This window comes from Janthinobacterium breve (genome assembly GCF_051380895.1).
Lineage (GTDB): Bacteria > Pseudomonadota > Gammaproteobacteria > Burkholderiales > Burkholderiaceae_D > Janthinobacterium.
This window is the reverse complement of record NZ_JBNYXY010000015.1, coordinates 105,666-131,714: the sequence shown is the minus strand read 5'-3', so window position 1 is coordinate 131,714 and position 26,049 is coordinate 105,666. Positions and strand designations below refer to the sequence as shown.

Genomic DNA, 26,049 nt, shown 5'->3' with positions numbered 1-26,049 from the left:
ATCCAGGCTCCCCGATTGGACGCACCATGAAAATTGCATTCCTTGCCGACCCGCTGGCAGGCTTCAAGACTTACAAAGACTCCACTTTCGCCATGATGCGCGAGGCGGCCAGGCGCGGCCATGCCGTTTATGCCTTCGAGCAGAAGGACATGGCGCTGGAAGAGGGCATCGTCACGGCACTGGTACAGCATATCGAGCTGACGGGCGATGAACACGACTGGTACAAGGTGATATCCACCGAGGAAGTGCGCCTGTCGACCCTGGACGCCATCATCGAGCGCAAGGACCCGCCGTTCGACATGGAATACGTGTATGGCACGTATTTGCTGGAGCTGGCGGAAAAACAGGGCGCCTGCGTCTTCAACAAACCGTCCGCCATCCGCGACAACAATGAAAAGCTGGCCATTGCGCAGTTTTCCGAATTCACCTCGCCGACCCTGGTGACGTCGAACGAAGCGCGCCTGCGCGCCTTCCACGCCAAGCACCAGGACGTCATCTTCAAGCCGCTCGACGGCATGGGCGGCACGGGCATCTTCCGCGTCAAGGCCGATGGGCTGAACCTGGGCGCCATCATCGAGACCTTGAGCGAGAACGGCGCGCAGACCATCATGGCGCAGCGTTTTATCGCCGACATCGTCAAGGGCGACAAGCGCATCCTCGTCATCGGCGGCAAGCCGGTGCCGTTTTCGCTGGCGCGCATCCCGCAGGCGGGCGAAGTGCGGGGCAACCTGGCCGCCGGCGGTACGGGCGTGGCGCAGCCATTGACGGCGCGCGACCTGGAAATCGCTGAAAAACTGGGCCCGATCCTGGCCGCGCGTGGCCTGATGCTGGTAGGATTGGATGTGATCGGCGACTATCTGACGGAAGTCAATGTCACCAGTCCGACCTGCTTCCAGGAAATCATGCAGCAGACGGGGTTTGACGTGGCGGCCATGTTTGTCGATGCCGTCGAGCATGGCGTTGCGCAAGCGCAGCAGCGCCAGAAGGTGAAATGACTATGGTAGGGATTTTGCTCATGACACACGCACCGCTGGGACAGGCGTTCATTGCCGCCTGCGCGCATGTGTTTCGCGGGCCAACGGAACGTTTTGAAGCCATCGACGTCGTCGCCGACCAGGACCTGGCGGAAGTGCAAAAGCTGGCGTCGGACGCCATCTGTCGCCTCGACGACGGCTCCGGCGTGCTGGTGATTACCGATGTGAAGGGCGGCACGCCGTCGAACTGCTGCAACAAGCTGGCCGATGCGGGCCGGGTGGAAGTCATCGCCGGCATCAGCCTGCCGATGCTGCTGCGCGCCATCACGTATCGCCGCGACACGCTTGACGTGGTGGTGGAGATGGCGCTGGCCGGTGCGCAAAGCGGCGCCGTGCGCGTCGATAACCGCATCCGCGTGGGCGAATAAGGAAGTGCATGGCCGCCGCCCTGAAGGCGGCGGGTTTTATAGGCCAAGATTGTCATCAGCGTAGTGCATTCAGGGATAGAGACCATACAAAAATGATTCAAAGAGAACTCGAAATCATCAACAAGCTGGGACTGCACGCACGCGCCTCCGCCAAATTTACCCAGCTCGCCGCCAAGTTCAAGAGCGACGTCTGGCTGACCCGTAACGCGCGCCGCATCAACGCCAAGTCCATCATGGGCGTAATGATGCTGGCCGCCGGCAAGGGAGCGAAAGTGACACTGGAAGCCGAGGGCGATGATGAGCAGGCATGTGTCGATGCGCTCACCGCCCTGATTAATGACAGGTTTGGCGAAGGCGAGTAATGCCCGCCGAACGCAGCCGCAGCCGCATTCCGACAGGTCACCCCATGGCATCTTTCACGCTCCACGGCATCCCGGTCTCCCGCGGCATCGCCATCGGCCGCGCGCATCTGCTGGCGCCGGCCGCCCTTGACGTCAAACATTACCTGGTCGCCCAGGAACAGATCGAAGCCGAAGTCCAGCGCTTGCAAAACGCCATCGCCGCCGTCCACAAGGAGCTGCAAACCCTGTGGAACGAGCTGCCGAAAGACGCGCCCACCGAGCTGGGTGCGTTCATCGACGTGCATGCGCTGATCCTGTCGGACCCGCTGATCGCCGAAGCGCCGCTTGACATCATCCGTTCGCGCCACTACAACGCCGAATGGGCGCTGTTGACGCAAATCGATGAATTGTCGGCGCAGTTCGATGAAATCGAAGACCCGTATTTGCGCGAGCGCAAGGCCGATATCCAGCAAGTGGCCGAACGCGTGCTGAAGGTCTTGCTGGGCACTGAACAGCTGCTGCCGAAAGCTGCCGTCGACGATGAATTGCTGGCGCAGATGATCGTTGTCGCCCACGATATTTCGCCGGCCGACATGCTGCAGTTCCGCGACCGCTCCTTCATCGGCTTCATTACCGACGTGGGCGGACAGAACTCGCACACGGCCATCGTCGCGCGCAGCCTGGATATCCCGGCAGCCGTTGGCATGTCGCAGGCGTCGATGCTGATCGAGCAGGACGACTGGCTGATCATCGACGGCGACGCCGGCGTGGTCATCGCCAATCCCAGCGCGCTGGTGCTGGAACAGTACCGCGAGCGCCAGGTGGCCATGCAGCGCGCGCGCAAGAAGCTGGGCAAGCTGAAAAAGACGCCGGCCGTCACCCGGTGCGGCACGCCCGTCACCCTGCTGGCGAATATCGAATTGCCCGAAGATTGCGCGTTTGCGCTGGAATCGGGCGCCAGCGGCGTGGGCCTGTTCCGCTCCGAATTCCTGTTCATGGGCCGTGCCCACAAGATTCCTACCGAGGACGAACAGTTCGAGGCTTACCGCAACACGGTGCAGTCGATGAAAGGGCGCGTGGTGACCATCCGCACGCTCGACATCGGCGCCGACAAACCGCTCGACCAGTCCGACCATACAGCCTTGAATCCCGCCCTGGGCTTGCGCGCCATCCGTTACTGCCTGGCCGAGCCGCAGCTGTTCCTGACGCAGTTGCGCGCGATTCTGCGCGCCTCGGCCTTCGGCAAGGTGCGCATCCTGATCCCCATGCTGGCGCATGCCTTCGAGATCGACCAGTCGCTGGCCATGATCGCACAAGCGAAGGCCAGCCTGCGCGAGGAGGGCGTCAAGTTCGACGATGCCGTTGAAGTGGGCGCCATGATCGAGATACCGGCCGCCGCGCTGGCCCTGCCCATGTTCGTCAAGCGCATGGATTTCCTGTCGATCGGTACGAATGATTTGATCCAGTACACCCTGGCCATCGACCGCGTCGATTACGAAGTGGCGCATTTGTACAATCCGCTGCACCCGGCCGTCCTGCAGCTGATCTCCATGACGATTGCCGCCGGCCACAAGGCGGGCATCGACGTGGCCGTCTGCGGCGAAATGGCGGGCGACGTGAAGCTCACGCGCTTGCTGCTGGGTATGGGACTGCGCGAGTTTTCCATGCATCCGGCCCAGCTGTTGGCGGTCAAGCAAGAGATCCTCAACAGCGACTTGGGCCTGATCGCACCACAAATGCGCAAAATTATGCGCTCCATGGAACCAAATGTGATCGCGGAAGCCGTACAACAGTTGCAGCTCATGTAAACTGTCGCTTTATCAGCATCAGGAGACATCGCGCGCGGCAAGATGTTTCCTGGTGTTAAAGTTGCAGAACCTATCATCGCGGTGCTGCATCGACCATGGCCCGTGGGGCCACCCCCTTTTATAAACCGACACACATGTCATCCATTGGAATTGTTTCGCCGCAAACCATGTATTTTGCGCAACCCCTGCAGCTGCAAAGCGGAGCATCGCTGCGGGACTATATGTTGATGTATGAAACCTACGGCACCCTGAACGCCGACAAATCGAACGCGGTGCTGGTCTGCCACGCCCTGAATGCCTCGCACCACGTGGCCGGCGTGTATGCCGACGAGCCGAAGAGCACGGGCTGGTGGGACAATATGGTCGGTCCCGGCAAGCCGCTCGACACCAACAAATTCTTCGTCATCGGCGTCAACAACCTGGGTTCCTGCTTCGGCTCGACGGGCCCCATGCACACCAATCCCGCCACCGGCAAGCCATATGGTGCTTCTTTCCCCGTCGTCACGGTGGAAGACTGGGTCAGCGCGCAGGCGCGCCTGGCCGATGAGCTGGGCATCATCCAGTTCGCCGCCGTGATGGGCGGCTCCCTGGGCGGCATGCAGGCGCTGGCGTGGAGCATCATGTTCCCCGAGCGGCTGCGCCACTGCGTGGTGATCGCCTCGACGGCCAAGCTGTCGGCGCAAAATATCGCCTTCAATGACGTGGCGCGCCAGGCCATCCTGTCCGACCCCGATTACCATGGCGGCGACTTCTATGCGCACGGCGTGGTGCCGAAGAATGGCTTGCGCGTGGCGCGCATGGTGGGCCACATCACCTATTTGTCGAATGACGACATGGCCGAGAAATTCGGCCGCAAGCTGCGCGACGCGGCGCAGACGGGTGACTACAAATTCGGCTTCGGCATCGATTTCGAGATCGAATCGTATTTGCGCTACCAGGGCGACAAGTTCTCCGAATACTTCGACGCGAACACCTATCTGCTCATTACCAAGGCGCTCGACTACTTCGACCCGGCGCGCGCGCATGGCGGCGACCTGGCCAAGGCCCTGTCGGGCACGAAAGCCAAATTCTTCCTCGCCTCGTTTTCCACCGACTGGCGCTTCTCGCCTGAGCGCAGCCGCGAAATCGTCGAAGCGCTGGTGTGCAACCGCCGCCAGGTCACGTATGCGGAAATCGACGCGCCGCACGGCCACGACGCCTTTTTGCTGGAAGATGCGCGCTACATGAACATGGTGCGCGCCTATTATGGCCAGGTATGGAACGATATCGGGGCGGGCTTGCCCGCTCTTGCACAGCACACCGCCGTCCGCCAGGGCGCCAAGGAGACCGCATGACTTTTGACGAATTGAGCGCACTGCGCCCTGACCTGGCCTTCATCGCCCACTGGGTGCCGAACAACGCGCATGTGCTGGACGTGGGCTGCGGCGAAGGCGTGATGCTGCAGTATCTGCAAAGCGACAAGGAATGCAGCGGTTATGGCATCGAGATTGCCGACGACAAGGTGCTGGCCAGTACTTTGCGCGGCGTCAATGTGATTCAGCAGGACATGGAAAAAGGCCTGGCCATCTTTGGTGACAACAGCTTCGACACGGTGCTGTGCCTGTCCTCCTTGCAGATGATGAAGCAGGTCGAGCCGTTGTTGCGCGATATCGTGCGCGTGGGTGCCGAAGCCATCGTCTCTTTCCCCAACTTCGCCTACTGGCCGCACCGCGTGGCGCTGCTGAAAGGACGCATGCCCGTGTCGAAATCGCTGCCCTACCAGTGGTATGACACGCCCAATGTGCGCTGCGCTACCATCAACGACTTCCGCGAACTGGCCGAGGAGTGCGGCCTGGAAGTGATCGAATGCGTGGCCCTGGCCGAAGGCAAGATGGTCTCCGTGCTGCCGAACCTGCGCGGTGACCTGGCCGTCTTCCGCCTGCGTAAAAAAGCGGTGCATTGATGACGACAAGTCCGGCGCCAGGCTGGCGTTCCTACTTCAACGGCCGCATGCTGGCCGTGCTGGTGCTGGGCTTCAGTTCCGGCCTGCCTTTGTTCATCCTGCTGTATTTGCTGCAGGCATGGCTGGCCAAGTCGGGACTGAATGTGAAGGCGCTGGGGCTGTTCGCCCTGGTGCAGTTCCCGTATATCTGGAAATTCCTGTGGGCGCCCCTGATGGACCGCTACCGCATCCTCGGGCTGGGACGCCGGCGCGGCTGGATGGCCCTGACGCAGGTGGCGCTGTTTTTTGCCATCGGCGGCATGGGCATGCTCGACCCGCTTACGCAGATCGGCCTGATCGCGGCCGCTGCCGGCGGCGTCGCCTTCCTGTCGGCCAGCCAGGACATCGTCATCGACGCCTACCGGCGCGAAATCCTTTCCGATAACGAGCAGGGACTGGGCGCCGCCGTCATCGTCAACGCGTACAAGGTGGCGGGCATGGTGCCGGGCGCGCTGTCGCTGATCCTGGCCGACCGCATGCCGTGGCAGCCCGTCTTCTGGATCACGGCCGCCTTCATGTTGCCGGGCTTGGTCTGCACTTTGCTGATCAAGGAACCCACCGTCTACGGCTCGCCACCGAAGACCATGCGCGAAGCGATTATCTTGCCGTTCCAGGAATTCATCGCGCGCGATGGTTGGCGTAACGCAATGTGGATCCTCGCCTTCGTATTACTCTATAAAATCGGCGACAGCATGGCCACGGCGCTGGCGACGAAGTTTTACCTGGACCTGGGTTTTTCCATGACGCAGATCGGCCTGGCCGCCAACACCACGGGTTTCTGGGCCAGCCTGGCCGGCGGCGTGGTGGGCGGCATATGGATGCTCAAGCTGGGCATCAACCGGGGACTGTGGGTATTTGGCGCGCTGCAGGCCATCGCCATCCTGGGTTTTGCCTGGCTGGCGCAGGTGGGGCCGAACACCATGCTGCTCAGCGCCGTGATCGGTTTTGAAGCCTTCGCCAGCCTGGGGCTGGGCGCGGCCGCCTTTGTCGCGTTCCTGTCGCGCACCACGGACCCGCGCTACACGGCCACGCAATATGCGCTGTTTTCCAGTCTGAGCGCCGTGCCGCGCACTCTGATCAATGCCTCGGTCGGTTTTCTTGTCGCCGAACTGGGCTGGTTTTCGTTTTTCATTGTTTGCTTCTTCCTGGCCTTCCCGGCCATGATGATGCTGCCTAAAATTGCTCCATGGAGGTCTGCCAATGGCACCAATATCCCTTAGACGTTACGCCATCCTGGCCAGCCTGTGCGCGGCCACGGCCCTGGCCCCTTTGTCCGCCCACGCTCAGCAAGCTACGATGCAGGATGGCATCAAGGTGCGCCCCTTGTCGACCTCGCGCATCTTTGCCGGCGGTACCGATTTCAATGCACAATCGAAGCAGCAATATACGCAGCTGGTCAATGAAGCGAAGGAAAAAAATGCGCTGGTGCCCGACAGCGACCCGCAAGTGAAACGCCTGCGCGCTATCGCCCAGCGCATCATCCCCTTCGCTACGCGCTGGAACGAGGCGGCGGCCAACTGGAATTGGCAGATCAACCTGCTCAATTCCGACGAGGTCAACGCCTTCTGCATGCCGGGCGGACAGATCGCTTTTTACAGCGGCATTATTACCAAGCTGAATCTGACTGACGATGAAGTAGCCGTCGTCATGGGACATGAAATTTCACACGCTTTGCGTGAACATTCGCAAGCGCAGGCCGGCAAGGGCAATCTGGCCGCCGTCGGCGCCAAGCTCGCTGGCGCTGGCCTGTCGGCCTGGCTCGGTGTCGATCCGAACCTGACCAGCACCGCCACGAACATGGCCGCCAAGGGCGTGATGCTGAAGTTCTCGCGCGACGATGAACGCGAGGCAGACCTGATCGGCATGGACCTGGCCGCGCGCGCCGGTTTCGACCCGCGCGCCGGCGTGGTGTTGTGGCAGAAGATGGCGGCAGTCAGCAAGGGCGCGCCGCCGGAATTCCTCTCGACCCACCCTTCGGGTAGCGACCGCATCTCGCAGATGAACAGCCACATGGCGCAAGTGCTGCCGCTGTACGCGCGCAGCAAGGGCGTCAGCGTCGACGCCTTGCCGCCCTACCGCAGCAACGCCATCGCCGCGCGCTAGGATGTCTTCCCGTCGCAGCCCTGTGCCGCTGCCCATGCGCGATGGCGTGGCGGCCAGCTATCTGTGGCTGCCGGAAGGGCAGTGGCCGGACATGATCACCTTCCTGGTCGAGCGCTATCCGCAGATCAGCGCCGCGCAATGGCAGGACCGGATGGCGCGCGGCGACGTGGTCAATGGCGACGGCGCCGTGCTGGCGCCAGACAGCGCATACCGGCGCGGCATGCGCATTTTTTACTACCGCGAGCTGGAACGGGAAACGCCGATCCCCTTCCAGGAAGAGATCCTGTTCCAGGACGCGCATTTGATCGTGGTCGACAAGCCGCACTTCCTGCCCATGACGCCGGCCGGGCGCTTCGTGCAGGAGACCTTGCTGACGCGCCTGAAGAAAAACCTGGACTGCACCGAGCTGACGCCCATCCACCGCCTCGACCGCGAGACGGCTGGCGTGGTTCTCTTCTCGCGTCAGCCGGCTAGCCGCGGCGCCTACCAGACGCTATTCCAGCGCCGCGAAGTGCACAAAGTCTATGAGGCGCTGGCGCCGCACCTGGAGGGGAGGGATTTTCCGTTTACCTATCGCAGCCGCATGGTCGAGGCAGACCAGTTCTTCCTCATGCGCGAGGAAGCGGGCGAGGCGAATTCGGAAACCATCATCGACGTGATCGAAAGGCGCGGCGACATGAGTCTGTACCGCCTGCAGCCGCACACGGGCCGCAAGCACCAGTTGCGCGTGCACCTGGCTGCGCTGGGCATCCCCATCGTCAACGATGCGTTCTATCCGCTGGCCTCGCCATGCGAGGAAGACGACATGTCGCAGCCGCTGCAATTGCTGGCGCGTGCGATCGCGTTTGTCGACCCCTTGACGGGCGAGCCGCGCCGCTTCGAGAGCCGGCGCAGCCTGTGAGGGGGCTTACGCCTTGATGGTGTAATCGATGATCAGGGGCGCATGGTCGGAGAACCGCTCGTCCTTGTAGACGCTGACCGTATGCGCCTGCGCCGCGATGCCGGGGGTGGCGACATGGTAGTCGATGCGCCAGCCTACGTTCTTCGCGTAGGCCTGGCCCCGGTTGCTCCACCACGTGTACTGGTCTTCGCGCTTGTCCAGGCCGCGGTGCACGTCGACAAAGCCCACTTCGTCGAAGACGCGCGTCAGCCACGCGCGCTCTTCCGGCAGGAAGCCGGAATTCTTCTTGTTGCCCTTCCAGTTTTTCAGGTCGATCTCGTGGTGGGCGATATTCCAGTCGCCACAGATGACCACTTCGCGGCCCAGCGCCTTCAATGCCAGCAGGTGCGGCAGGAACAGTTCCATGAAGCGGAACTTGGCTTCCTGGCGTTCCGGACCGGAAGAACCGGACGGGCAGTACACGGAAATGACGGACAGCTTGCCAAAATCACAGCGTACGTAGCGGCCTTCGGCATCGAATTCGGGGCTGCCGAAGCCGATATGCACGGCATCCGGTTCGACCTTGCTGTACACGCCCGTACCGGAATAGCCTTTTTTCTCGGCATAGTGGAAATGGCCATGATAGCCGTGCGGATTGAGGAATTCGGGCGTCATGTCGGGCAGCTGCGCCTTCAATTCCTGCACGCAGATGAAATCGGCCGTCTGCGTGCCCATCCAGTTGAAAAAGCCTTTTTTGGCGGCGGAACGGATGCCGTTCAGGTTGGCGGAGATAATTTTTGGCATAGGTTGAGAGTGAAAGGGCGCTGGACGGGGCCGGCGGGCGCGGCATGGCGATTGTCTCGCCGCTGCGCGCGGATTAAAATACAGGCACTTTTAAAAAATGAGGCTAATGTGAATAATTTACGCCAGCAGTTTATCGCGTTTTCAGTATCCAAGGGAGTCTTGCGGTTTGGCGAGTTCACCACCAAGGCCGGGCGATCATCGCCATACTTCTTCAATGCGGGCTTGTTCCATGACGGCGCCACCCTGGCCGAGCTGGCGCAGTTCTACGCGCAGACCCTGCTCGACTCGGGCGTCGAATTCGATATGCTGTTCGGCCCCGCCTACAAGGGCATCACCCTGGCGTCGGCCACCGCCGTGGCGCTGGCCGGCAAGGGCCGCAACACCTCGTTCGCCTTCAACCGCAAGGAAGCCAAGGACCATGGCGAAGGCGGCACCATCGTCGGCGCCAAGCTGCATGGCAAGGTTGTCATCATTGACGATGTGATCTCGGCCGGCACCTCGGTGCGCGAATCGGTGGACATGATCCGCGCCGCCGGCGCCGAACCATGCGCCGTGCTGATCGCACTGGACCGCATGGAGCGTTCGGGGCCCGATGGCCAGTTGTCGCCAAGTTCGGCGGTGCAGGAAGTATCGAAACAGTACGGCATTCCCGTCATCTCGATCGGCAACCTGGACGACTTGTTCGGTTACCTGAATGGCGCTGGCGCCGATCCGGAACTGCTAAAGTACAAAGAAGCGGTTTCCGCCTACCGCACCCGCTACGGTATTTAAGTAGTTTTTTCCAGCAGCGCCCGCAGCCGCGGGTCGCTGCAGGCGGCGCCGGCTTGTGGGTGGCATTGCAATAGCCGCCGCAACAGCGCGCCGCCGATGCCGCGCCGCCGGAACGGCGGTTTTACGAACAGCATGTTCACCGTCACTTCATCGGCACGCCTGCTGATGTCGAGCATGGCCACTTGCTGGCCGTCGATCCACGCGCACAGCGCGCTGTCCCCTTGCCAGTCGATGTGCATCACGCCAGCCATGGCTTGAGCGCCGCATGCAGGCCCAGGGCGAACAGGCCGATAAAAAAACATCGCTTGAACACCGGCTGTGCAATGCGTCCGCGCAACCATTGACCGGCCAGCATGCCGACCAGCGCCGGCAGCAGCGCATACGCGGAAGCGCCCGCCGCGCCCAGGCTGAAGTCGCCGTGCAGGGCCAGGCTGGCCGCCAGCGCCACGGTCGATGCCGTAAACGCCAGGCCCAGCGCCTGCACCAGCGGATCGCGCGCCAGCCCCAGTCCTTGCAGATAGGGCACGGCGGGGATGACGAACACGCCCGTGGCGGCCGTCACCAGTCCTGTCGCGGCGCCCGCTAAGGGCCCGAGCCAGGCTTCGTGCCGCGCCGGCACGCGCAACTGCAGCGAGAATAGTCCCGCCAGCGCGTACAGCATCAGCGCCACGCCCAGCGCGACGACTGCCCACGCGCCGCTGTCCTTCGGTAGCAGGGCGCCTCCCGCCAAGGTGCCCGCCATAACGCTGGCCAGCAAGGGCCACAAGCGCCGCAGCAGGGCGCGCAAGCCCGGCCCGGCCGCCAGTTGCCAGACATTCGTCACCATCGACGGCACGATCAGCAGGGCTGCCGCCTGCACGGGCGGCATGACAAGGCTGAGCGTGCCCATGGCCACCGTCGGCAAGCCCAGTCCGACTACGCCCTTGACGAAGCCAGCGACGAGAAAGCTGGCGCCGACGGCCAGCAGAAATGACGTCTCCATTTTTTTATTTCCCAGTGATTTTGTGTGAATTCTGCGCGTGCTTGCGGCTTTCGCCAAGGTGGATTATTTTGAGTCAGCCTAAGTAAAATACGAAGGCTGATAAGATGGCGAAAAGGGGGATCTGTCATGCGTTTTGATCTGGTCGACTTGCAGCTGTTTGTCAACGTCGTGGAAGCGGGCAGCCTGACGGCGGGCGCTGCGCGCAGTCACCTGGCGCTGGCGTCCAGCAGTGCGCGCGTGCGCGGCATGGAAGAGATGCTGGGCATGCCCCTGCTGCTGCGCGGACGGCGTGGCGTGGAGCCGACCCCCGTGGGCCAGACTTTGCTGCATCACGCGCGGCTGGTATTACTGCAAATGGAGAAAATGCGCGGCGAACTCGGTGAATTTGCGCGCGGCTTGAAAGGGCAGTTGCGGCTGCTGTGCAATACGGCCGCGCTCAGCGAATTTTTGCCCGAGGCGCTGGGCGTATTTCTCGACCGCCATCCGAATCTGACCATCGACCTGGAAGAGCGCCTCAGTTACGATATCGTCAAGGCCGTCTCGGAAGGGCTGGCCGACATGGGCATCGTGTCCGACTCGGTCGACATGCGCGGCTTGCAGACGTTTTTGTTCCGCCCCGACCGGCTGGTGGTGATCGCGGCGGCCGATGGCGTGCATCACCGCGCCCTTGGACAGGATGGCGTCGTCGACTTTGCCAGCGTCCTCGATCACGATTTCATCGGCCTGGCGGACGACAGCGCGATGCAGCAGTACCTGGGCATGCACGCGGCGCGCCTGGGCCGTCCGTTGAAGGTGCGCGTGCGCCTGCGCAGTTTCGATGCCGTGTGCCGCATGGTGGCCAGCGGCGTGGGCATCAGCGTGGTGCCATTGGCGGCGGCAAGTCGCTGCCAGCAGACGATGGCGCTGCGCTGCCTGGAATTATCCGATCCCTGGTCGGTACGCAATCTGACGATCTGCGTGCGCCAGTTCAGTGAATTACCCCTGTATGCGCGCCAGTTGATCGATCATCTGAAGGCGTGACAGGGCATGACAGGAGCAGCGATGCGTTTTTCAGAAGACAAGATGGCCAGCCTGCTGTGCAGCGACCAGGTCGAGCGGCCCATCCATATCTGGCAGCCGGAGCATCCGCGTGCCGTGATCCTGGCGATCCACGGCGGCATGGCGCATGCGGGCGACTACGTCACGCCGGCGCTGACCTTCCGCCAGCACGGCATCGCCACCGTCAGCTTCGACATGGTGGGCCACGATGGCAAGCGCAAGGTGGATATTCCGTCATTCGAGGCCTTCCTCGACGACGAGGAACGGTTCCTCGCCTGGGTCAAGCAGGCGTATCCGGGCTTGCCGATTTTCGTCATGGGCCATTCCATGGGCGGCCTGATCGCCACACACCTGGGCCTGCGGCGTTTTGCGGGCGACCCGGCCATCCGGGGCTTCATCATCTCGTCGCCGTATTACGTGAATGCGATTCCCGTGCCGAAGGTGCTGCAGATGCTGTCCGGCTGGCTGGCCAAGCGCTTTCCGACGATGAAGGTACCGCTGGGGAATCTGACTATGCTGCTGACGCATGATCAAACCATCACCGCGCGCCATTTCCAGGACGAGCGCGACGGCATCCGCGCCAGTGCAGCGTCGGTGCGCTTCGCCCATGCCTTGACGTCGGCGCAAAAGGAACTGGCGGGCGGCTTGTCGGGCTGGGGCTTCCCCCTGTTCGCCGTGGTGGCCGGCGACGACAAGCTGGCCGACAGCCGCGCCACGGAAAGCATGCTGCGCAGCGTGCCCGAGGGCCTGCTCGACTATCACTACTATCCGGCCAATTACCACGAGAATTTCAATGAAGTGAACCGCGACGTGATCTTTGCCGCGATCCTGGCCTGGATGGAAAAGCTGCTCCCACCCGTGCCGGCGTGAGTCCCAGGTATCGTTATAATCGGATAAATTGATTTTACCGCCGGCGCGCCGGCCCGGTCCCCGCGGCACAGGGGAATACTCAAGGAACGAACGATGCGCTTGCTGATTGCCCTGATACTCCCATGGCTGACCTTTTTCACCATCGGCCGCCCCATTGCCGGCATCATTTGCCTGATCCTGCAAATCACCTTGATCGGCTGGCTGCCAGCGACGATCTGGGCCGTGTATGCGTTGAGCCAGTACAAGACGGACCAGAAGATCGCCGAGGCCATGCGCCGGCGCTGATATGGGGCTAAGCCCTGTTTAAGCTGCGCTTCCTATTCTGATTCAATCGACATGAGGAGAGTGAGATGGCACAAAACAGACGCGGTACGCTGGGCCTGGCGGCGGCAATGCTGGCTGCCGGGCTGTTGCTGGGAAGTGCGGCGCAGGCGCAGGGCGATAGCGCTTTGCCGCCCGTGCAAAAGAGCGGCGCGGTGGAATACCTGAGTGGCGGCATCGGCCTCGATGAGTCGACTGCCATCAAGAGCGCCAGCCGGCATTGGCCTTTGAGCCTGGTGTTTTCCGTGCAGGCGGCGGGCAAGGCGGAATTTGCCTCCGACGTGAAGCTGGAGATACGCGACGCCAAGGGCGCGCAGGTGCTGGAAATGACGGCCAACGGACCGTTCCTGCTGGCGAAACTGGCGCCAGGCAGCTACAGCCTGCGCGCCACGCTGGCCGGCAAGACATTGGAACGCAAGGTGCAGGTCAAGGCGGGATCGTCCGCGCGCGTGGAGCTGGTCTGGCCGGCGGGAACGAACCAGGGCCGGCCTTGATGCCAGGCGACGGCAAGGCACCCGAACGGGGCTTGTCGGCGCATATCCTGCCCACGTCGGCGACGATGGTCGGTGTATGCATGACGGTGCTGTCGATCGGGCACCTGGCGCCGCGCGGCGAGGTGCGCGTGGCCATCGACAAGCTGCTCGCCGTCGATGCCATCGTCTTTCTCGTCAGCGCCGTGCTCTCGTTCATGTCGCTGCGCCCCGGCCAGTCGCGCTTGCGCTACGAATGGTGGGGCGAGCTGCTGTTCATTTGCGGCCTGGCCCTGCTGGCGCTGGGCGCTGTGGTGCTGGCCTTCGTCATTAATTAACCTTGATCAGCTGACCGCGAGTACGCGCCCTTCGGCAGCGCTTTGCAGCGCCAGTTCGATCAGGCGTATCGTCGCCGCCGCGTCTTCGGCCGCCACGGGCGCCGCTGCGCCGTGGCGGATGGCGTCGGCCATGCCCTGGTAAAAGTCCTGGTAGCGGCCCGCCTGCATCTCCATGTGTTCGCAATGCCCGTCCGGCTGCGTGCCCAGGTGCAGCGCGCCGCGCACGGGGTCCACGCCCCAGCCGGGCTGGCCCGGCCTGCCGCCCGCCTTCAGGGCGTCTTCCTGCGGGTCGAGGCCAAACTTCACGAAACTCCCCTTGTCGCCATGCACGGCGAAACGCGCCGTTGGCGCCTTCACCAGGCAGCCGGCTTGCAGCACCACGCGTAGCCGGTCGTAGTACAGCACAAGGTGGAAATAATCTACAGCCTGCGCGCCATCGCGCTGCAGGGCGATATCGGCGTACAGCTTTTCCGGCTGGCCGAACAGCTGCATCGCCTGGTCCAGCATGTGCGGGCCCAGATCGTACAGCAAGCCGCCACCGGGTGCGCCGGACTCGCGCCAGCGCTGGCGGATCTCGGGGCGGAAACGGTCGAAATGCGATTCGACGCTGGCGATGCGGCCCAAGGTGCCTTGCGCCAGCAGCGCTTTCAGGGTCAGGAAGTCGCCATCCCAGCGCCGGTTGTGATACACGCTGAGTACCAGCTTGCGCTCTTGCGCCAGGGCGATCAGGGTCTGTGCCTCATTGCTGGAAATGGTAAATGGCTTGTCGACCACCACGTGCTTGCCCGCTTGCAGGGCCGCCAGGGCCAGGCTGAAATGCGCTGCATTGGGCGCGGCGATGACGACCAGCTCGATGGACGGATCGGCAAACAGCTGCGCCGCTTCCGCATACACGGTCGCGTGCGGCCAATCCTTTTGCACGAGTTCCGGCTTGCTGGAGGCGACGGCCGTCAATTCCAGGGCCTCGATGGTGGACAGTACGGGAGCGTGGAAGGTGGAGCCGGCAAAGCCGTAGCCGACCAGACCGGTTTTGATCTTGTTCATGGCGTATTCGCGGGTGCGTGGAAGAATCCATGATCATACCTGCAAGCGGGCGGTGCCAGCGCCGATGCGGTGCATAAAAAAGGGATGCCGCAGCATCCCTTCCTGGCAAGCAGGGGCGCTTATCCCGCCAGCTTGGCCTTCAGCAGTTCCGTCAGCTGGGCCGGGTTGGCCTTGCCCTTGGATGCCTTCATGGCCTGGCCGATCAGCGCGTTGATGGCCGCTTCCTTGCCGGCACGGTACTGCTCCACCGACTTGGGGTTCGCCGCCAGCACTTCGTCGACGATGGCTTCCAGGGCGCCCGAGTCCGAAATTTGCTTCAGGCCCTTGGCATCGATGATGGCGTCGACCAGGTTTTCGTCGTTTGACTTCGCTTCCCACATGCCTGCGAAGACCTCTTTTGCTGCCTTGTTCGAGATCGTGCCGTCGGCGATGCGTTTGAGCATGGCGGCCAGCTGCGCCGCGGAGACGGGCGCGTCGTCCAGGTCCACGCCTTCGCGGTTCAGGGTCGACGCCACGTCTCCCATCAGCCAGTTGGCGGCGGCCTTGGCGTTTTCCTTGCCGGCCTTGTCGACCACGGCGACGAAATAGGTGGCCATGGATTTCGATTGCGTCAGCACCAGCGCATCGTAGTCCGGCAGCGCGTATTCGCTGATGAACCGCGCGCGCATGGCGGCCGGCAGTTCCGGCATCGAGGCCTTGACGGTGGCTATCCACTCTGGCGAGATGACCAGCGGCGGCAGGTCAGGGTCCGGGAAATAGCGGTAATCCTGGGCGTCTTCCTTGCTGCGCATTTCGCGCGTCTCCTTGCGGTCCGGATCATACAAGCGCGTTGCCTGCACGACCTTGCCGCCGTCTTCGATCAGTTCGATCTGGCGGCGTACTTCGACGTGCACGGCTTCCTCGATGAAGCGGAAGGAGTTCAGGTTCTTGATTTCGCAGCGGGTGCCGAATTCCTTCTGGCCGACGGGGCGCACGGAGACGTTGACGTCGCAGCGGAATGAGCCTTCCTGCATGTTGCCGTCGCACACGCCCAGCCACATGACCAGCGAGTGCAGGGCCTTGGCGTAGGCCACGGCTTCGGCGGCGCTGCGGATTTCCGGTTCCGAGACGATTTCCAGCAGAGGCGTGCCGGCGCGGTTCAAGTCGATGCCGCTCATGCCCGCATAGTCTTCATGCAGGGACTTGCCGGCGTCTTCTTCCAGGTGGGCGCGCGTCAGGTTCACCGTCTTGGTGACGAATTCGCCATCCTTTTCGTAGCCGAAGGTGAGGGCGCCGCCGATAACGACGGGGTCTTCGAACTGGCTGATCTGGTAGCCCTTGGGCGAATCGGGATAAAAATAGTTCTTGCGCGCGAAGACCGAGCGCGGCGCGACGGTGGCGCCCACGGCCAGGCCGAAGCGGATCGCGCGGTCGACGGCCTGCTTGTTCATCACCGGCAGCACGCCTGGCAGGGCCAGGTCGACAGGGCTGGCCTGCGTGTTGGCGTCGGCGCCGTACTTGATCGGCGAACCGCTGAAAATTTTGGATTCGGTCGTGAGCTGCACGTGGTTCTCAAGACCGATGACGACTTCCCATTGCATAGTGTTCTCGCTTATTTTTGGTGGCGCCGCTAGCTGCGGCGCAAATCTGTTCTTGGTCTGCTCTTAAACGCCGGCAGGGCTGCGCGTATGCCAGTCCGTCACTTGCTGGAACTGGTGGGCCACGTTCAGCAGCTTGGCTTCGCCGAAGTAATTGCCGATGATTTGCAGGCCGACGGGGCGCTTGCCATTCTTGTCTCCCGCGCCGAAACCGCAAGGGATCGACATGCCGGGCAGGCCGGCCAGGCTGGTCGACAGGGTGTAGATGTCGGCCAGGTAGTTTGCCACCGGGTCGTCCGTCTTGTCGCCCAGGTCCCAGGCGACAGTTGGTGCGACGGGGCCCATGATGACGTCGCAGACGGCGTTCGGGCCATTTAATACGGCATCGAAATCCTGCGCGATCAGGCGGCGGATCTTTTGCGCCTTCAGGTAGTAGGCGTCGTAGTAGCCGTGGCACAGCACATAGGTGCCGACCATGATGCGGCGCTGTACTTCCGGGCCGAAGCCCTGCGCGCGCGATTTCTTGTACATGTCCTGCAAATCCTTGTACTCGGCGGCGCGGTGGCCGTAGCGCACGCCGTCGTAGCGCGACAGGTTCGACGACGCTTCGGCCGGCGCGATCATGTAATAGGCGGGAATCGACAGGGCCGTGTTCGGCAGCGAGATGTCGACCAGGGTGGCGCCCAGCTTTTCATACTGCGCCAGCGCGCCGCGCACTGCCGCTTCCACGTCCTTGGCCAGGCCCTCGCCGAAATACTCGCGCGGCACGCCGATGCGCAAGCCTGTGAGAGCTTGATCCAGACTGCGCGAAAAATCTTCCGCCACGCCGCCCTGTTCAGGGGCGAGGCTGGTCGAGTCGCGTTCGTCGAAGCCGGCCATGGCGGTCAGCAGCAGGGCGCAGTCTTCGGCCGAGCGGGCCATCGGGCCGCCCTGGTCCAGCGACGAGGCAAAGGCGATCATGCCGAAGCGCGACACGCGGCCATAGGTTGGCTTGATGCCGGTGATGCCGCAAAAAGCAGCCGGCTGGCGGATCGAGCCGCCCGTATCGGTGCCGGTGGCCGCTGGCGTGAGGCCGGCGGCGACGGCGGCGGCCGAGCCGCCCGAGGAGCCGCCCGGCACGGCCGCGTTGTCCCATGGGTTCTGCACGGCGCCGAAGGCCGAGTTCTCGTTGCCGGAACCCATGGCGAATTCATCGCAATTGACCTTGCCCAGGGTGACCATGCCGGCCGCCTGGAATTTTTCCACCACGGTGGCGTCAAACGGGCTGGCGTAGTTGGCCAGCATTTTCGAGCCGGCCGTGGTGCGCCAGCCTTTTGTCACGAACAGGTCCTTGTGCGCGATCGGCACGCCCGTCAATGGCGTGGCCGTGCCGGCGGCGATGCGCGCATCGGCCTCGGCAGCTTGCGCCAGGGTCAGGGCACGGTCGACGTGCAGGAAGGCGTTCGAAGTGTCCGCTGCGATGCGGTCGAGGAAGTGCGTCGCCAGTGCAACGGCGGAAATTTCCTTGTTCTGCAAAAGCGTGGACAGCTGTTTGATGGATTTTGTATGCATGGCGTTTCTATTTTTATCTATTCGACAAGGTTGTTTTTAGTGTACTGCGCCGTTCTAGCGTCTGACAGAAGCGTAGCGAGCGGAAGTGAGTTGTGGCCGAGAAGCGGAGCTGTGCTTTGGCACAGTGAGCATCGGAGGCCGCAAATCGCGACGCGCAGTAGCTTATGTCAGGTACTAGTTATTCGATCACTTTCGGCACCAGGTACAGGCCATCCTGGACTTTCGGTGCCACGGCTTGGTAGGCGTCGCGGCGGTTCTGTTCCGTGGCGACGTCCTCGCGCAGGCGCAGGGCGATATGGTCCATGTGGGCGGCCAGCGGGTGGCTCAGGGGGGCCACGCCATCGGTATTGACGGCTTGCATTTGTTCCGCCAGTGCAAAAATCTTGTTCAATTGGGCCAACGACGTGACGGCCTGATCGTCGGCCATTTCGAGTTGTGCCAGGTGGGCGATGCGTTTTACGTCGGATAGTGTCAAGGACATGGCGAATGGCGCGGAGTGACGCGCATGAGTATTAAGTTGGCGTTTTGATAAAACGCGGGTATTTGCTGCTTTTTTGCTCACAAAAGCCGAGGAATGCCGCGTAAGTCGCGGCCGCAAGAGTCGCACTTTTCCATGGTTTTTGAGCAAATCGCATTCAAATTATAAGGTAGAATGGCGGGTTAATGCGTTGTCGGCGCTGATGGACTGCTGCCGCAGCATAGAAAAGATTGCGCAAGCGCCAAGCGAAACCCGGGAAAATCGCCTTCATGGATTTTCAGGGTGCCTGAAAGCGCCCGCTTTGAAACTCCCCATAAACAGCTTTTGCGCAGCTCGATGCGCTACAGGACACTCATGTTTGGTTTTTTACGCAGGTATATCTCCACCGATCTGGCCATTGACTTGGGCACGGCCAACACCCTTATTTATGTGCGCGGCCTCGGTATTGTCCTCGACGAACCGTCCGTCGTCGCCATCCGCCAGGAAGGCGGTCCGAATGGCAAGAAGACCATTCAGGCAGTCGGCAAGGAAGCCAAGCAGATGCTGGGCAAGGTGCCGGGCAATATCGAAGCGATCCGTCCGATGAAAGATGGCGTGATCGCCGACTTCACCGTGACCGAACAGATGCTCAAGCAGTTCATCCGCATGGTGCACGACTCGAAATTCTTCCGTCCTTCGCCGCGCATCATCATTTGCGTGCCGTGCGGTTCGACCCAGGTTGAGCGCCGCGCGATCCGCGAATCGGCGCTGGGTGCAGGCGCTTCGCAGGTATACCTGATCGAAGAACCGATGGCAGCGGCCATCGGCGCAGGCTTGCCGGTGTCGGAAGCGACCGGCTCGATGGTGGTCGACATCGGCGGCGGCACCACGGAAGTGGGCATCATCTCGCTGGGCGGCATGGTCTACAAGGGTTCCGTGCGCGTGGGCGGCGACAAGTTCGATGAAGCCATCGTCAACTACATCCGCCGCAACTACGGCATGCTGATCGGCGAACAAACGGCCGAAGCCATCAAGAAGGCCATCGGTTCGGCTTTCCCGGGTTCGGAAGTGAAGGAAATGGAAGTCAAGGGCCGCAACCTGTCCGAAGGCATCCCGCGCTCGTTCACCATTTCCAGCAACGAGATTCTCGAAGCGCTGACCGATCCGCTGAACAACATCGTCTCGGCCGTGAAGAACGCGCTGGAACAGACACCGCCGGAACTGGGCGCCGACATCGCCGAAAAAGGCATGATGCTGACGGGCGGCGGCGCACTGCTGCGCGACCTGGACCGCCTGCTGATGGAGGAAACCGGCCTGCCGGTGCTGGTGGCCGAGGACCCGCTCACCTGCGTGGTGCGCGGTTCCGGGATGGCTCTGGAGCGTATGGACAAGCTCGGCTCGATCTTCTCCTACGAATAATCTGACAGAAGGGCCGGAAACCAACTCCGGCCTTTTTTTGGTTTTGGCGCCGGCGTTCGACCGGGGCTTGTACGTTGGCGCACTGCGCCTGGCCTGATTATTGGAAGTCATGGAATACAGTCCTCCGCCACTTTTCAAACAAGGCGCCTCCGCCCGCGTCAAGATGATGGTGTTCGCCGGCATTTCTATCGCCCTGTTGCTGGTCGATTCGCGTATGCACGCCTTGACGGCCGTGCGCCAGGCAGTCGGCACCGTGCTATATCCGGTGCAGATGGCGGCCCTGGTGCCGCGCGACGTGGCGTTTGGCGTCGGCAACTACTTTTCTTCGCTGTCCTCCCTGGAAAAACAGGTGCGCGACCTGAAGCACGAACAAATCGCCTCGGCACAAATCATGCAGCAGGCGCAGCTCAATATCGTTGAAAACAACCATTTGCGCAAATTGATGGAGGCGCGCGAAAGAGTCCCCGTCAAGACCCTGATGGCTGAAGTCCTATATGACACGCGCGATTCGGCCACGCGCAAGATCGTGCTGGACCGGGGCATCCAGAATGGCGTCGAACTGGGCCGTCCCGTGATCGATAACCTGGGCGTGGTGGGACAAGTCACGCGCGTGTTCCCGTTCACCTCGGAAGTGACCTTGCTGACCGATGAAGAACAGGCCATTCCCGTGCAGCTGCTGCGCAATGGCGTGCGCAGCGTGGCCATCGGCCGCGGCAAGTCCGGCACCATGGAGCTGCGCTTTACGGCCCCCACCGCCGACATCCAGATCGGCGACATCGTCATTACCTCGGGCCTCGATGGCCTGTATCCGGCCGGCCTGGCCGTGGCGCGCGTGACCCTGGTCGAGCGCAATGCGCACGGTCCGTTTGGCCGCGTCGTGTGCCAGCCGCTGGCTGGCATCGAACGCAACACCCAACTGCTCATCTTGATGACGTCGCCGGAGATCCCACCGCGTCCGCCAGTCGAAGACGTCAAGACGGGCCGCAAGATCGCCGGCAAGATGGCACCCATCAAGGACCCGGCCGCCGTAGCGACGCCGCCCGCCGCCGCCACACCTGCGGCAAAACCGCCAGCCACGCCTGCCGTCGTGCCGAAACCGGCCGTGGTACCTGCCGCCGTGCCACCGAAGGAGGCGACACGATGAACCGCCCGCATTACATCCTGCTGCCGGTCAGTCCCCTGTTCATCGGTTTTTCCCTGCTATGCGCTTTTCTGCTGAACCTGCTGCCATGGGGGCAGTTCGTCGGCGTGCCCGATTTCGTCGCCCTGGTGCTGGTCTTCTGGGGCATCCACCAGCCGCGCAAGGTCGGCATCGGCGTGGCGTTCTTCATGGGTTTGATGATGGACGTGCACGACTCGACCCTGCTGGGCGAGAATGCGCTGGCCTATACCTTGCTGTCTTACTTCGCCATCATGATGCACCGCCGCGTGCTGTGGTTCCCCATCCTGACGCAGGCGCTGCATGTGCTGCCGCTGCTGCTGCTGACCCAAGCGCTGCAATTGCTGACGCGCCTGATCGTCTCCGGCCGTTTCCCCGGCTGGCTCAATTTCATCGAGAGCTTCGTCGCCGTCGCCCTGTGGCCCATCGTCACGTGGATCTTGCTGGCACCGCAGCGCCGTGCAGTGGATCGCGACCATAACCGGCCGATTTGACGGGCGCCTGCCATGACTGAACTTAAGAATACCGAGCGCGAACTGCATTTTTTCCGCATGCGCCTGACCATCCTGGGGGCGCTTGTCTTCGTCTGCTTTTCGCTGCTGCTGGCGCGCTTCATCTGGCTGCAGGTGATCAAGCACGAGGACTACGCGACCAAGGCCGAAGACAACCGCATCGCCGTGGTGCCCATCGTGCCCACGCGCGGCCTGATCCTCGACCGCAACGGCGTGGTATTGGCGCGCAATTACTCGGCCTATACGCTGGAAATCACGCCATCGAAATTGAGTGCCAGCCTCGATTCGGTGATCGACGAGCTGTCGACTTTGGTGCAGATCGACATCAAGGACCGCCGCCGCTTCAAGAAGCTGCTGGAAGACTCGAAGAATTTTGTCAGCGTGCCGCTGCGCACGCGCTTGACGGATGAAGAAGTGGCCCGTTTCACGGCGCAGCGTTTCCGCTTCCCCGGCGTGGAGGTGCAGGCGCGATTGTTCCGCCAGTATCCGATGGGCGAGGTGGCGTCGCACGTGGTGGGCTTCATCGGCCGCATCAACCGCAATGAAGCCAAGGCGCTCGATGAGGGCGAGGACGCAGCCAACTACAACGGCACCGACCATATCGGCAAGGAAGGCCTGGAAAAAAGCTACGAAAAGCAGCTGCATGGCACCACCGGCTACGAAGAAGTGGAAGTGTCGGCCGGCGGGCGTGCCATGCGCACCCTGTCGCGCACGGCAGCGACGCCTGGCAACAACCTGATCCTGTCGATCGACATCGAACTGCAAAAAGTGGTCGAAGAAGCGTTTGGCGAATGGCGCGGCGCGGCCGTGGCGATCGACCCTGCCACGGGCGACATCCTGGCCTACGTCTCCAAGCCCGGCTACGACCCGAACCTGTTCGTCGACGGCATTGACCAGCAAAGCTGGAATGAACTCAATACCTCGCTGGACCGGCCGATGGTCAACCGGCCCCTGTCCGGCACCTACGCGCCAGGCTCGACCTTCAAGCCCTTCATGGCGCTGGCCGCACTCGAATTGGGCAAGCGCACGCCGAGCCAGTCGATCTCCGATCCTGGTTTCTTCATCCTGGGTGGCCACACCTTCCGCGACGACAAGGTGGGCGGCCATGGCACGGTGGACATGCACAAGTCCATCGTCGTCTCGTGCAACACCTATTACTATCAGCTGGGCCGCGACATGGGCATCGATGCCATCCACGACTTCATGAAGCCGTTCGGTTTCGGCCAGCTGACGGGCATCGACCTGAATAATGAAAAGACGGGCGTGCTGCCGTCGATAGAATGGAAACGCAACCGCTTCAAGACGCCACAGCAGAAAAAATGGGTGGGCGGCGACACGATTTCGGTGAGTAACGGTTCCGGCTACAATTCCTATACGCCGCTGCAGATCGCCCACGCGACAGCCAACCTGGCCAATAACGGCGTGGTGATGAAACCGCATCTGGTGAAGATCATCGAAGACGCCGCCACGCGTGCGCGCACCCTGACGGTGCCGAAGGAAAGCTACCGCATCGCGCTCAAGCAGGAAAACATCGACATCATCAAGCGCGCCATGGTGGGCGTGACCAGCGAGCAGGGCGGCACGGCCGCGCGCATCTTTGCTGGCGTGCAGTACACGGTGGGTGGCAAGACGGGCACGGCGCAGGTGGTGGGCATCAAGAAAAACGAGAAGTACAATGCCAAGCTGCTGGCCGAACGCCTGCGCGACAACGCCTTGTTTACGGCCTTTGCACCGGCCGACAAGCCGCGCATCGCAATTGCCATCGTGGTGGAAAACGCGGGCTTCGGCGCCGGCGTGGCTGCACCGATCGCGCGCAAGGCGCTCGACTACTACCTGCTGGGCAAGCGCCCGAGCGACAAGGAAAAGGACACCACCAAGGTGCCCAAGGAAGATGTCGACGAAGTGCGCACCCTGGAAGAAATCACTGACGAGCAGGCTGCCCCGGCGGCGCCTGCAAGACAACAATGAAACGTTTCTTATTACGAGAGGCGCTCGCTATGGCGGCGCGCCAGACCCCAAGGCAATAAGGAAGCACATGCCCATTAACGAAAGGCGTTCGCTGTGGCGGCGCGCCAAACCCTATCTGGCGGTGTTCGATCCGCCGCTGATGATCATTATCCTGATGCTGCTCAGTACCAGCCTGGTGACCCTGTATTCGGCCAGCATCGGCATCCCCGGCAAGATCGAGGACCACCTGCGCAACATCCTGCTGTGCTTTTTCGTCATGTGGGTGGCGGCCAACGTCACGCCGCAGATGATGATGCGCATCGCCGTGCCCGCGTATACGGTATCGGTGATATTGCTGGTGGCCGTGGCGCTGTTCGGCACCATCAAGCTGGGCGCGCGGCGCTGGCTGCATATCGGCGTGATCGACATCCAGCCCTCCGAGTTCCTGAAGATCGCCACGCCCCTGATGCTGGCCTGGTTCTTCCAGCACAATGCGGGCACCCTGCGCTGGAAATCATTCCTGATGGCGGCCGTGCTGTTGGTGGTGCCTGTTTACCTGATCGCGCGCCAGCCCGACCTGGGCACTGCATTGCTGGTGGTGGCGGCCGGCTTTACCGTCATCTTCCTGGCCGGCCTGTCGTGGAAGGTGCTGGCCGGCTTGCTGATCACTTTTGTTTCCTGCCTGCCGATCGCCTGGTCGCACCTGCATGATTACCAGCGCGACCGCGTGATGATGCTGATCGACCCGACCAAGGACCCGCTGGGCAAGGGCTTCCATATCATCCAGTCCATCATCGCCATCGGCTCCGGCGGCATGACGGGCAAGGGCTGGACGCACGGCACGCAGGCCCACCTGGAATTCGTCCCGGAGCGCACGACCGACTTCATCTTCGCCGTGTATTCGGAGGAGTTCGGCCTGGTGGGTAATCTGATTCTGATGCTGATGTATTTGCTGCTGGTGGGACGGGGGATGATGATCGCCGCCAACGCCCCCAGTTTTTTCACTCGCCTGCTGGCAGGAGCGATAACAATGATTTTCTTTACGTATGCGTTTGTAAACATGGGCATGGTCAGCGGCATCGTGCCGGTGGTCGGCGTTCCCCTGCCTTTCCTCAGCTATGGCGGCACCGCTCTGCTGACCCTGGGCGTGGCCACCGGTATCCTGATGAGCATCCAGCGTCATCGCAAGCTGGTGCAGACCTGATGCGCGCGCCTGTCGATACCTTCGTCATGCGCGGGCTGAGCCTGGCGGTCTTGCTGACCCTGGCCGCCTGCGGCACCACGCCGCAAAAACCCGCATCGAATAACGTGCCGCTGCCGTCAGGCGGCAAGGTCAAGTCCCCCGTGCGCCAGGATCCCACCTTGCCGGCGCTGCCGGCGGCCGGCTCCGGGCGCGGCGGCTACTACAAGGATGACGGCCCTGGCGACAATCCGCCGGCCAACCTGCGCGACGTGCCCGATGCGGAAGTGCGCAACGAGCCGTATTCGACGCGCTCGAACCGCCCGTATGTCGTATTCGGCAAAACGTACACGCCGATCACCGACAACGAACCGTTCAAGCAGAAGGGCACGGGCACCTGGTATGGCAAGAAATTCCATGGCCAGCGCACTTCGTCGGGCGAAATCTACGATATGTATAAGATGACGGCGGCCCATCCGACCTTGCCGATTCCGTCGTATGCGCGCGTGACGAGCATCGACAGCGGCGAACAGGTGATCGTGCGCATCAATGACCGCGGTCCGTTCCACGCCACGCGCGTGATCGACGTGTCCTACACAGCGGCGCTGAAACTGGGATTCCTGGGCAAGGGCAGCCACCAGGTGGTTGTCGAGCGGTTGCTGCCGGCCGATATCGATGCCATCCTGGCGGCTCGCGCGGCGCCCAAGCCGGTGCCTTCCGTGGTGGCTATCTCCATTGATACGCCGGTGGAAACGGGCGCCGTGGTGCAGCCGGAAGTGTCGACGCAGATGCTGCCCGTCGATGCGACGGTGGCCATGCCTGCCCCGACGGCGCTGGCCAGCGGCTTTTATTTGCAGCTGGGCGCCTACTCGCGCGCCGACAATGCAGAATCGGGGCGCTCGCGCCTGGCGCCATACGCGGCGGCCCTGGGGACGCTTGGGGTGGTGCAGGCCGGTAACCTGTTCCGCCTGTATGGCGGACCGTTCTCCAGCCGTGCCGAGGCAGCACGCGCGGCGGCTAATTTACCGGAATCGACTGGTATCAAGCCTATCGTGATCCAGCGATAGGCGCGCCTGACGGCGCAAAGCGCCTGA

The 26,049-nt window shown here is 62.5% G+C and carries 28 protein-coding genes; 21 read left to right on the top strand and 7 right to left on the bottom strand.

The features are described 5' to 3' along the window. Positions 1-26 precede the first annotated feature (26 nt). The 9 genes from gshB to ACQ4W0_RS27315 all read left to right on the top strand — a co-directional run bounded on the left by gshB (position 27) and on the right by ACQ4W0_RS27315 (position 8,536). A complete protein-coding gene (gshB, locus tag ACQ4W0_RS27355; RefSeq protein ID WP_436579605.1) occupies positions 27-995 on the top strand; it encodes a glutathione synthase in 969 nt (322 codons plus the stop codon). A 2-nt stretch (positions 996-997) separates the two neighbouring features. Beyond that, entirely contained in the window at positions 998-1,402 is a 405-nt protein-coding gene (locus tag ACQ4W0_RS27350; protein WP_035824452.1) for a PTS sugar transporter subunit IIA, read from the top strand. A 92-nt stretch (positions 1,403-1,494) separates the two neighbouring features. Further along, complete coding sequence (locus ACQ4W0_RS27345) at positions 1,495-1,764, top strand: HPr family phosphocarrier protein (RefSeq protein ID WP_034749416.1); 270 nt, start codon at positions 1,495-1,497, stop codon at positions 1,762-1,764. Positions 1,765-1,808: 44 nt separating this feature from the next. Beyond that, positions 1,809-3,551, top strand: coding sequence for a phosphoenolpyruvate--protein phosphotransferase (ptsP, locus tag ACQ4W0_RS27340; RefSeq protein WP_436579604.1), 1,743 nt, complete (start codon positions 1,809-1,811; stop codon positions 3,549-3,551). Between the two features lie 134 nt (positions 3,552-3,685). Beyond that, on the top strand, positions 3,686-4,885 hold the full coding sequence (gene metX, locus ACQ4W0_RS27335; RefSeq protein WP_436579603.1) for a homoserine O-succinyltransferase MetX: 1,200 nt from the start codon (positions 3,686-3,688) through the stop codon (positions 4,883-4,885). Beyond that, positions 4,882-5,493 (top strand): methionine biosynthesis protein MetW, encoded by a 612-nt coding sequence (gene metW / locus ACQ4W0_RS27330; protein WP_070222822.1) that lies wholly within the window; start codon positions 4,882-4,884, stop codon positions 5,491-5,493. Before metX ends, metW begins: the two co-directional genes overlap by 4 nt. Further along, positions 5,493-6,752, top strand: a complete 1,260-nt coding sequence (locus tag ACQ4W0_RS27325; RefSeq protein ID WP_436579602.1) for an AmpG family muropeptide MFS transporter — start codon at positions 5,493-5,495, stop codon at positions 6,750-6,752. Before metW ends, ACQ4W0_RS27325 begins: the two co-directional genes overlap by 1 nt. After that, on the top strand, positions 6,733-7,635 hold the full coding sequence (locus ACQ4W0_RS27320) for a M48 family metallopeptidase (RefSeq protein WP_436579601.1): 903 nt from the start codon (positions 6,733-6,735) through the stop codon (positions 7,633-7,635). Before ACQ4W0_RS27325 ends, ACQ4W0_RS27320 begins: the two co-directional genes overlap by 20 nt. Position 7,636: 1 nt before the next feature. Continuing rightward, entirely contained in the window at positions 7,637-8,536 is a 900-nt protein-coding gene (locus ACQ4W0_RS27315; RefSeq protein WP_436579600.1) for an RluA family pseudouridine synthase, read from the top strand. 6 nt (positions 8,537-8,542) lie between these two features. Here ACQ4W0_RS27315 and ACQ4W0_RS27310 read toward each other — a convergent pair whose 3' ends face one another. Further along, positions 8,543-9,319 (bottom strand): exodeoxyribonuclease III, encoded by a 777-nt coding sequence (locus tag ACQ4W0_RS27310; RefSeq protein ID WP_436579599.1) that lies wholly within the window; start codon positions 9,317-9,319, stop codon positions 8,543-8,545. A 108-nt stretch (positions 9,320-9,427) separates the two neighbouring features. Here ACQ4W0_RS27310 and pyrE point away from each other — a divergent pair, with 108 nt between their 5' ends. After that, entirely contained in the window at positions 9,428-10,090 is a 663-nt protein-coding gene (gene pyrE, locus ACQ4W0_RS27305) for an orotate phosphoribosyltransferase (protein ID WP_436579598.1), read from the top strand. Here pyrE and ACQ4W0_RS27300 read toward each other — a convergent pair. Both ACQ4W0_RS27300 and ACQ4W0_RS27295 read right to left on the bottom strand, forming a co-directional pair. Further along, a complete protein-coding gene (locus ACQ4W0_RS27300; protein WP_436579597.1) occupies positions 10,087-10,329 on the bottom strand; it encodes a GNAT family N-acetyltransferase in 243 nt (80 codons plus the stop codon). The two genes, pyrE and ACQ4W0_RS27300, sit on opposite strands and share 4 nt — an antisense overlap. Next, on the bottom strand, positions 10,329-11,072 hold the full coding sequence (locus tag ACQ4W0_RS27295; protein ID WP_436579596.1) for a sulfite exporter TauE/SafE family protein: 744 nt from the start codon (positions 11,070-11,072) through the stop codon (positions 10,329-10,331). Before ACQ4W0_RS27295 ends, ACQ4W0_RS27300 begins: the two co-directional genes overlap by 1 nt. A 126-nt stretch (positions 11,073-11,198) precedes the next feature. Between ACQ4W0_RS27295 and ACQ4W0_RS27290 the strand changes: the two genes are divergently transcribed. The 5 genes from ACQ4W0_RS27290 to ACQ4W0_RS27270 all read left to right on the top strand — a co-directional run bounded on the left by ACQ4W0_RS27290 (position 11,199) and on the right by ACQ4W0_RS27270 (position 14,109). Then, on the top strand, positions 11,199-12,092 hold the full coding sequence (locus ACQ4W0_RS27290) for a LysR family transcriptional regulator (RefSeq protein WP_436579595.1): 894 nt from the start codon (positions 11,199-11,201) through the stop codon (positions 12,090-12,092). A 21-nt stretch (positions 12,093-12,113) separates the two neighbouring features. Then, positions 12,114-12,980 carry an alpha/beta fold hydrolase gene (locus tag ACQ4W0_RS27285; RefSeq protein ID WP_436579594.1) on the top strand — a complete coding sequence of 289 codons (867 nt, stop codon included), beginning with the start codon at positions 12,114-12,116 and terminating at the stop codon, positions 12,978-12,980. A 93-nt stretch (positions 12,981-13,073) separates the two neighbouring features. Next, positions 13,074-13,265, top strand: a complete 192-nt coding sequence (locus ACQ4W0_RS27280; protein ID WP_092716721.1) for a YqaE/Pmp3 family membrane protein — start codon at positions 13,074-13,076, stop codon at positions 13,263-13,265. Between the two features lie 65 nt (positions 13,266-13,330). After that, positions 13,331-13,795: a carboxypeptidase regulatory-like domain-containing protein gene (locus ACQ4W0_RS27275; RefSeq protein ID WP_436579593.1), complete on the top strand. Its 465-nt coding sequence runs from the start codon at positions 13,331-13,333 to the stop codon at positions 13,793-13,795. Further along, positions 13,795-14,109, top strand: coding sequence for a hypothetical protein (locus ACQ4W0_RS27270; protein WP_426089311.1), 315 nt, complete (start codon positions 13,795-13,797; stop codon positions 14,107-14,109). Before ACQ4W0_RS27275 ends, ACQ4W0_RS27270 begins: the two co-directional genes overlap by 1 nt. Before the next feature lie 6 nt (positions 14,110-14,115). Here ACQ4W0_RS27270 and ACQ4W0_RS27265 read toward each other — a convergent pair whose 3' ends face one another. The 4 genes from ACQ4W0_RS27265 to gatC form a co-directional block, all read right to left on the bottom strand. Next, positions 14,116-15,153: an oxidoreductase gene (locus tag ACQ4W0_RS27265; RefSeq protein ID WP_436579592.1), complete on the bottom strand. Its 1,038-nt coding sequence runs from the start codon at positions 15,151-15,153 to the stop codon at positions 14,116-14,118. A gap of 119 nt (positions 15,154-15,272) precedes the next feature. Further along, complete coding sequence (gatB, locus tag ACQ4W0_RS27260) at positions 15,273-16,748, bottom strand: Asp-tRNA(Asn)/Glu-tRNA(Gln) amidotransferase subunit GatB (protein WP_436579625.1); 1,476 nt, start codon at positions 16,746-16,748, stop codon at positions 15,273-15,275. A 48-nt stretch (positions 16,749-16,796) separates the two neighbouring features. Next, on the bottom strand, positions 16,797-18,281 hold the full coding sequence (gene gatA, locus ACQ4W0_RS27255) for an Asp-tRNA(Asn)/Glu-tRNA(Gln) amidotransferase subunit GatA (protein ID WP_436579591.1): 1,485 nt from the start codon (positions 18,279-18,281) through the stop codon (positions 16,797-16,799). Between the two features lie 178 nt (positions 18,282-18,459). After that, positions 18,460-18,762: an Asp-tRNA(Asn)/Glu-tRNA(Gln) amidotransferase subunit GatC gene (gene gatC, locus ACQ4W0_RS27250; protein WP_436579590.1), complete on the bottom strand. Its 303-nt coding sequence runs from the start codon at positions 18,760-18,762 to the stop codon at positions 18,460-18,462. Positions 18,763-19,113: 351 nt separating this feature from the next. Between gatC and ACQ4W0_RS27245 the strand changes: the two genes are divergently transcribed. The 6 genes from ACQ4W0_RS27245 (at position 19,114) to ACQ4W0_RS27220 (ending at position 26,022) form a co-directional block, all read left to right on the top strand. Further along, on the top strand, positions 19,114-20,157 hold the full coding sequence (locus ACQ4W0_RS27245) for a rod shape-determining protein (RefSeq protein ID WP_010393186.1): 1,044 nt from the start codon (positions 19,114-19,116) through the stop codon (positions 20,155-20,157). Positions 20,158-20,266: 109 nt separating this feature from the next. Beyond that, complete coding sequence (mreC, locus tag ACQ4W0_RS27240) at positions 20,267-21,301, top strand: rod shape-determining protein MreC (protein ID WP_436579589.1); 1,035 nt, start codon at positions 20,267-20,269, stop codon at positions 21,299-21,301. Beyond that, positions 21,298-21,810: a rod shape-determining protein MreD gene (mreD, locus tag ACQ4W0_RS27235; RefSeq protein WP_099379984.1), complete on the top strand. Its 513-nt coding sequence runs from the start codon at positions 21,298-21,300 to the stop codon at positions 21,808-21,810. The genes mreC and mreD overlap by 4 nt, the downstream gene beginning before the upstream one ends. A 12-nt stretch (positions 21,811-21,822) precedes the next feature. After that, positions 21,823-23,796, top strand: a complete 1,974-nt coding sequence (mrdA, locus tag ACQ4W0_RS27230) for a penicillin-binding protein 2 (RefSeq protein WP_436579588.1) — start codon at positions 21,823-21,825, stop codon at positions 23,794-23,796. A 67-nt stretch (positions 23,797-23,863) separates the two neighbouring features. Continuing rightward, positions 23,864-24,979, top strand: coding sequence for a rod shape-determining protein RodA (gene rodA, locus ACQ4W0_RS27225; RefSeq protein WP_436579587.1), 1,116 nt, complete (start codon positions 23,864-23,866; stop codon positions 24,977-24,979). After that, positions 24,979-26,022 (top strand): septal ring lytic transglycosylase RlpA family protein, encoded by a 1,044-nt coding sequence (locus tag ACQ4W0_RS27220; protein ID WP_436579586.1) that lies wholly within the window; start codon positions 24,979-24,981, stop codon positions 26,020-26,022. Before rodA ends, ACQ4W0_RS27220 begins: the two co-directional genes overlap by 1 nt. Positions 26,023-26,049: the final 27 nt, after the last annotated feature.

Excerpts from the sequence above, each read along its gene's own strand:
- ACQ4W0_RS27325 (WP_436579602.1), top strand. The coding sequence starts at position 5,493 with ATGACGACAAGTCCGGCGCCAGGCTGGCGTTCCTACTTCAACGGCCGC.
- gatC (WP_436579590.1), bottom strand. The coding sequence starts at position 18,762 with ATGTCCTTGACACTATCCGACGTAAAACGCATCGCCCACCTGGCACAA.
- mreD (WP_099379984.1), top strand. The coding sequence starts at position 21,298 with ATGAACCGCCCGCATTACATCCTGCTGCCGGTCAGTCCCCTGTTCATC.
- ACQ4W0_RS27320 (WP_436579601.1), top strand. The coding sequence starts at position 6,733 with ATGGCACCAATATCCCTTAGACGTTACGCCATCCTGGCCAGCCTGTGC.
- ACQ4W0_RS27345 (WP_034749416.1), top strand. The coding sequence starts at position 1,495 with ATGATTCAAAGAGAACTCGAAATCATCAACAAGCTGGGACTGCACGCA.
- ACQ4W0_RS27310 (WP_436579599.1), bottom strand. The coding sequence starts at position 9,319 with ATGCCAAAAATTATCTCCGCCAACCTGAACGGCATCCGTTCCGCCGCC.
- mrdA (WP_436579588.1), top strand. The coding sequence starts at position 21,823 with ATGACTGAACTTAAGAATACCGAGCGCGAACTGCATTTTTTCCGCATG.
- ACQ4W0_RS27280 (WP_092716721.1), top strand. The coding sequence starts at position 13,074 with ATGCGCTTGCTGATTGCCCTGATACTCCCATGGCTGACCTTTTTCACC.
- mreC (WP_436579589.1), top strand. The coding sequence starts at position 20,267 with ATGGAATACAGTCCTCCGCCACTTTTCAAACAAGGCGCCTCCGCCCGC.
- ACQ4W0_RS27295 (WP_436579596.1), bottom strand. The coding sequence starts at position 11,072 with ATGGAGACGTCATTTCTGCTGGCCGTCGGCGCCAGCTTTCTCGTCGCT.
- ACQ4W0_RS27265 (WP_436579592.1), bottom strand. The coding sequence starts at position 15,153 with ATGAACAAGATCAAAACCGGTCTGGTCGGCTACGGCTTTGCCGGCTCC.
- ACQ4W0_RS27350 (WP_035824452.1), top strand. The coding sequence starts at position 998 with ATGGTAGGGATTTTGCTCATGACACACGCACCGCTGGGACAGGCGTTC.
- ACQ4W0_RS27315 (WP_436579600.1), top strand. The coding sequence starts at position 7,637 with ATGTCTTCCCGTCGCAGCCCTGTGCCGCTGCCCATGCGCGATGGCGTG.
- rodA (WP_436579587.1), top strand. The coding sequence starts at position 23,864 with ATGCCCATTAACGAAAGGCGTTCGCTGTGGCGGCGCGCCAAACCCTAT.
- metX (WP_436579603.1), top strand. The coding sequence starts at position 3,686 with ATGTCATCCATTGGAATTGTTTCGCCGCAAACCATGTATTTTGCGCAA.
- ACQ4W0_RS27290 (WP_436579595.1), top strand. The coding sequence starts at position 11,199 with ATGCGTTTTGATCTGGTCGACTTGCAGCTGTTTGTCAACGTCGTGGAA.
- metW (WP_070222822.1), top strand. The coding sequence starts at position 4,882 with ATGACTTTTGACGAATTGAGCGCACTGCGCCCTGACCTGGCCTTCATC.
- ACQ4W0_RS27275 (WP_436579593.1), top strand. The coding sequence starts at position 13,331 with ATGGCACAAAACAGACGCGGTACGCTGGGCCTGGCGGCGGCAATGCTG.
- gshB (WP_436579605.1), top strand. The coding sequence starts at position 27 with ATGAAAATTGCATTCCTTGCCGACCCGCTGGCAGGCTTCAAGACTTAC.
- ptsP (WP_436579604.1), top strand. The coding sequence starts at position 1,809 with ATGGCATCTTTCACGCTCCACGGCATCCCGGTCTCCCGCGGCATCGCC.
- ACQ4W0_RS27270 (WP_426089311.1), top strand. The coding sequence starts at position 13,795 with ATGCCAGGCGACGGCAAGGCACCCGAACGGGGCTTGTCGGCGCATATC.
- ACQ4W0_RS27285 (WP_436579594.1), top strand. The coding sequence starts at position 12,114 with ATGCGTTTTTCAGAAGACAAGATGGCCAGCCTGCTGTGCAGCGACCAG.
- ACQ4W0_RS27300 (WP_436579597.1), bottom strand. The coding sequence starts at position 10,329 with ATGCACATCGACTGGCAAGGGGACAGCGCGCTGTGCGCGTGGATCGAC.
- ACQ4W0_RS27245 (WP_010393186.1), top strand. The coding sequence starts at position 19,114 with ATGTTTGGTTTTTTACGCAGGTATATCTCCACCGATCTGGCCATTGAC.
- gatA (WP_436579591.1), bottom strand. The coding sequence starts at position 18,281 with ATGCATACAAAATCCATCAAACAGCTGTCCACGCTTTTGCAGAACAAG.
- ACQ4W0_RS27220 (WP_436579586.1), top strand. The coding sequence starts at position 24,979 with ATGCGCGCGCCTGTCGATACCTTCGTCATGCGCGGGCTGAGCCTGGCG.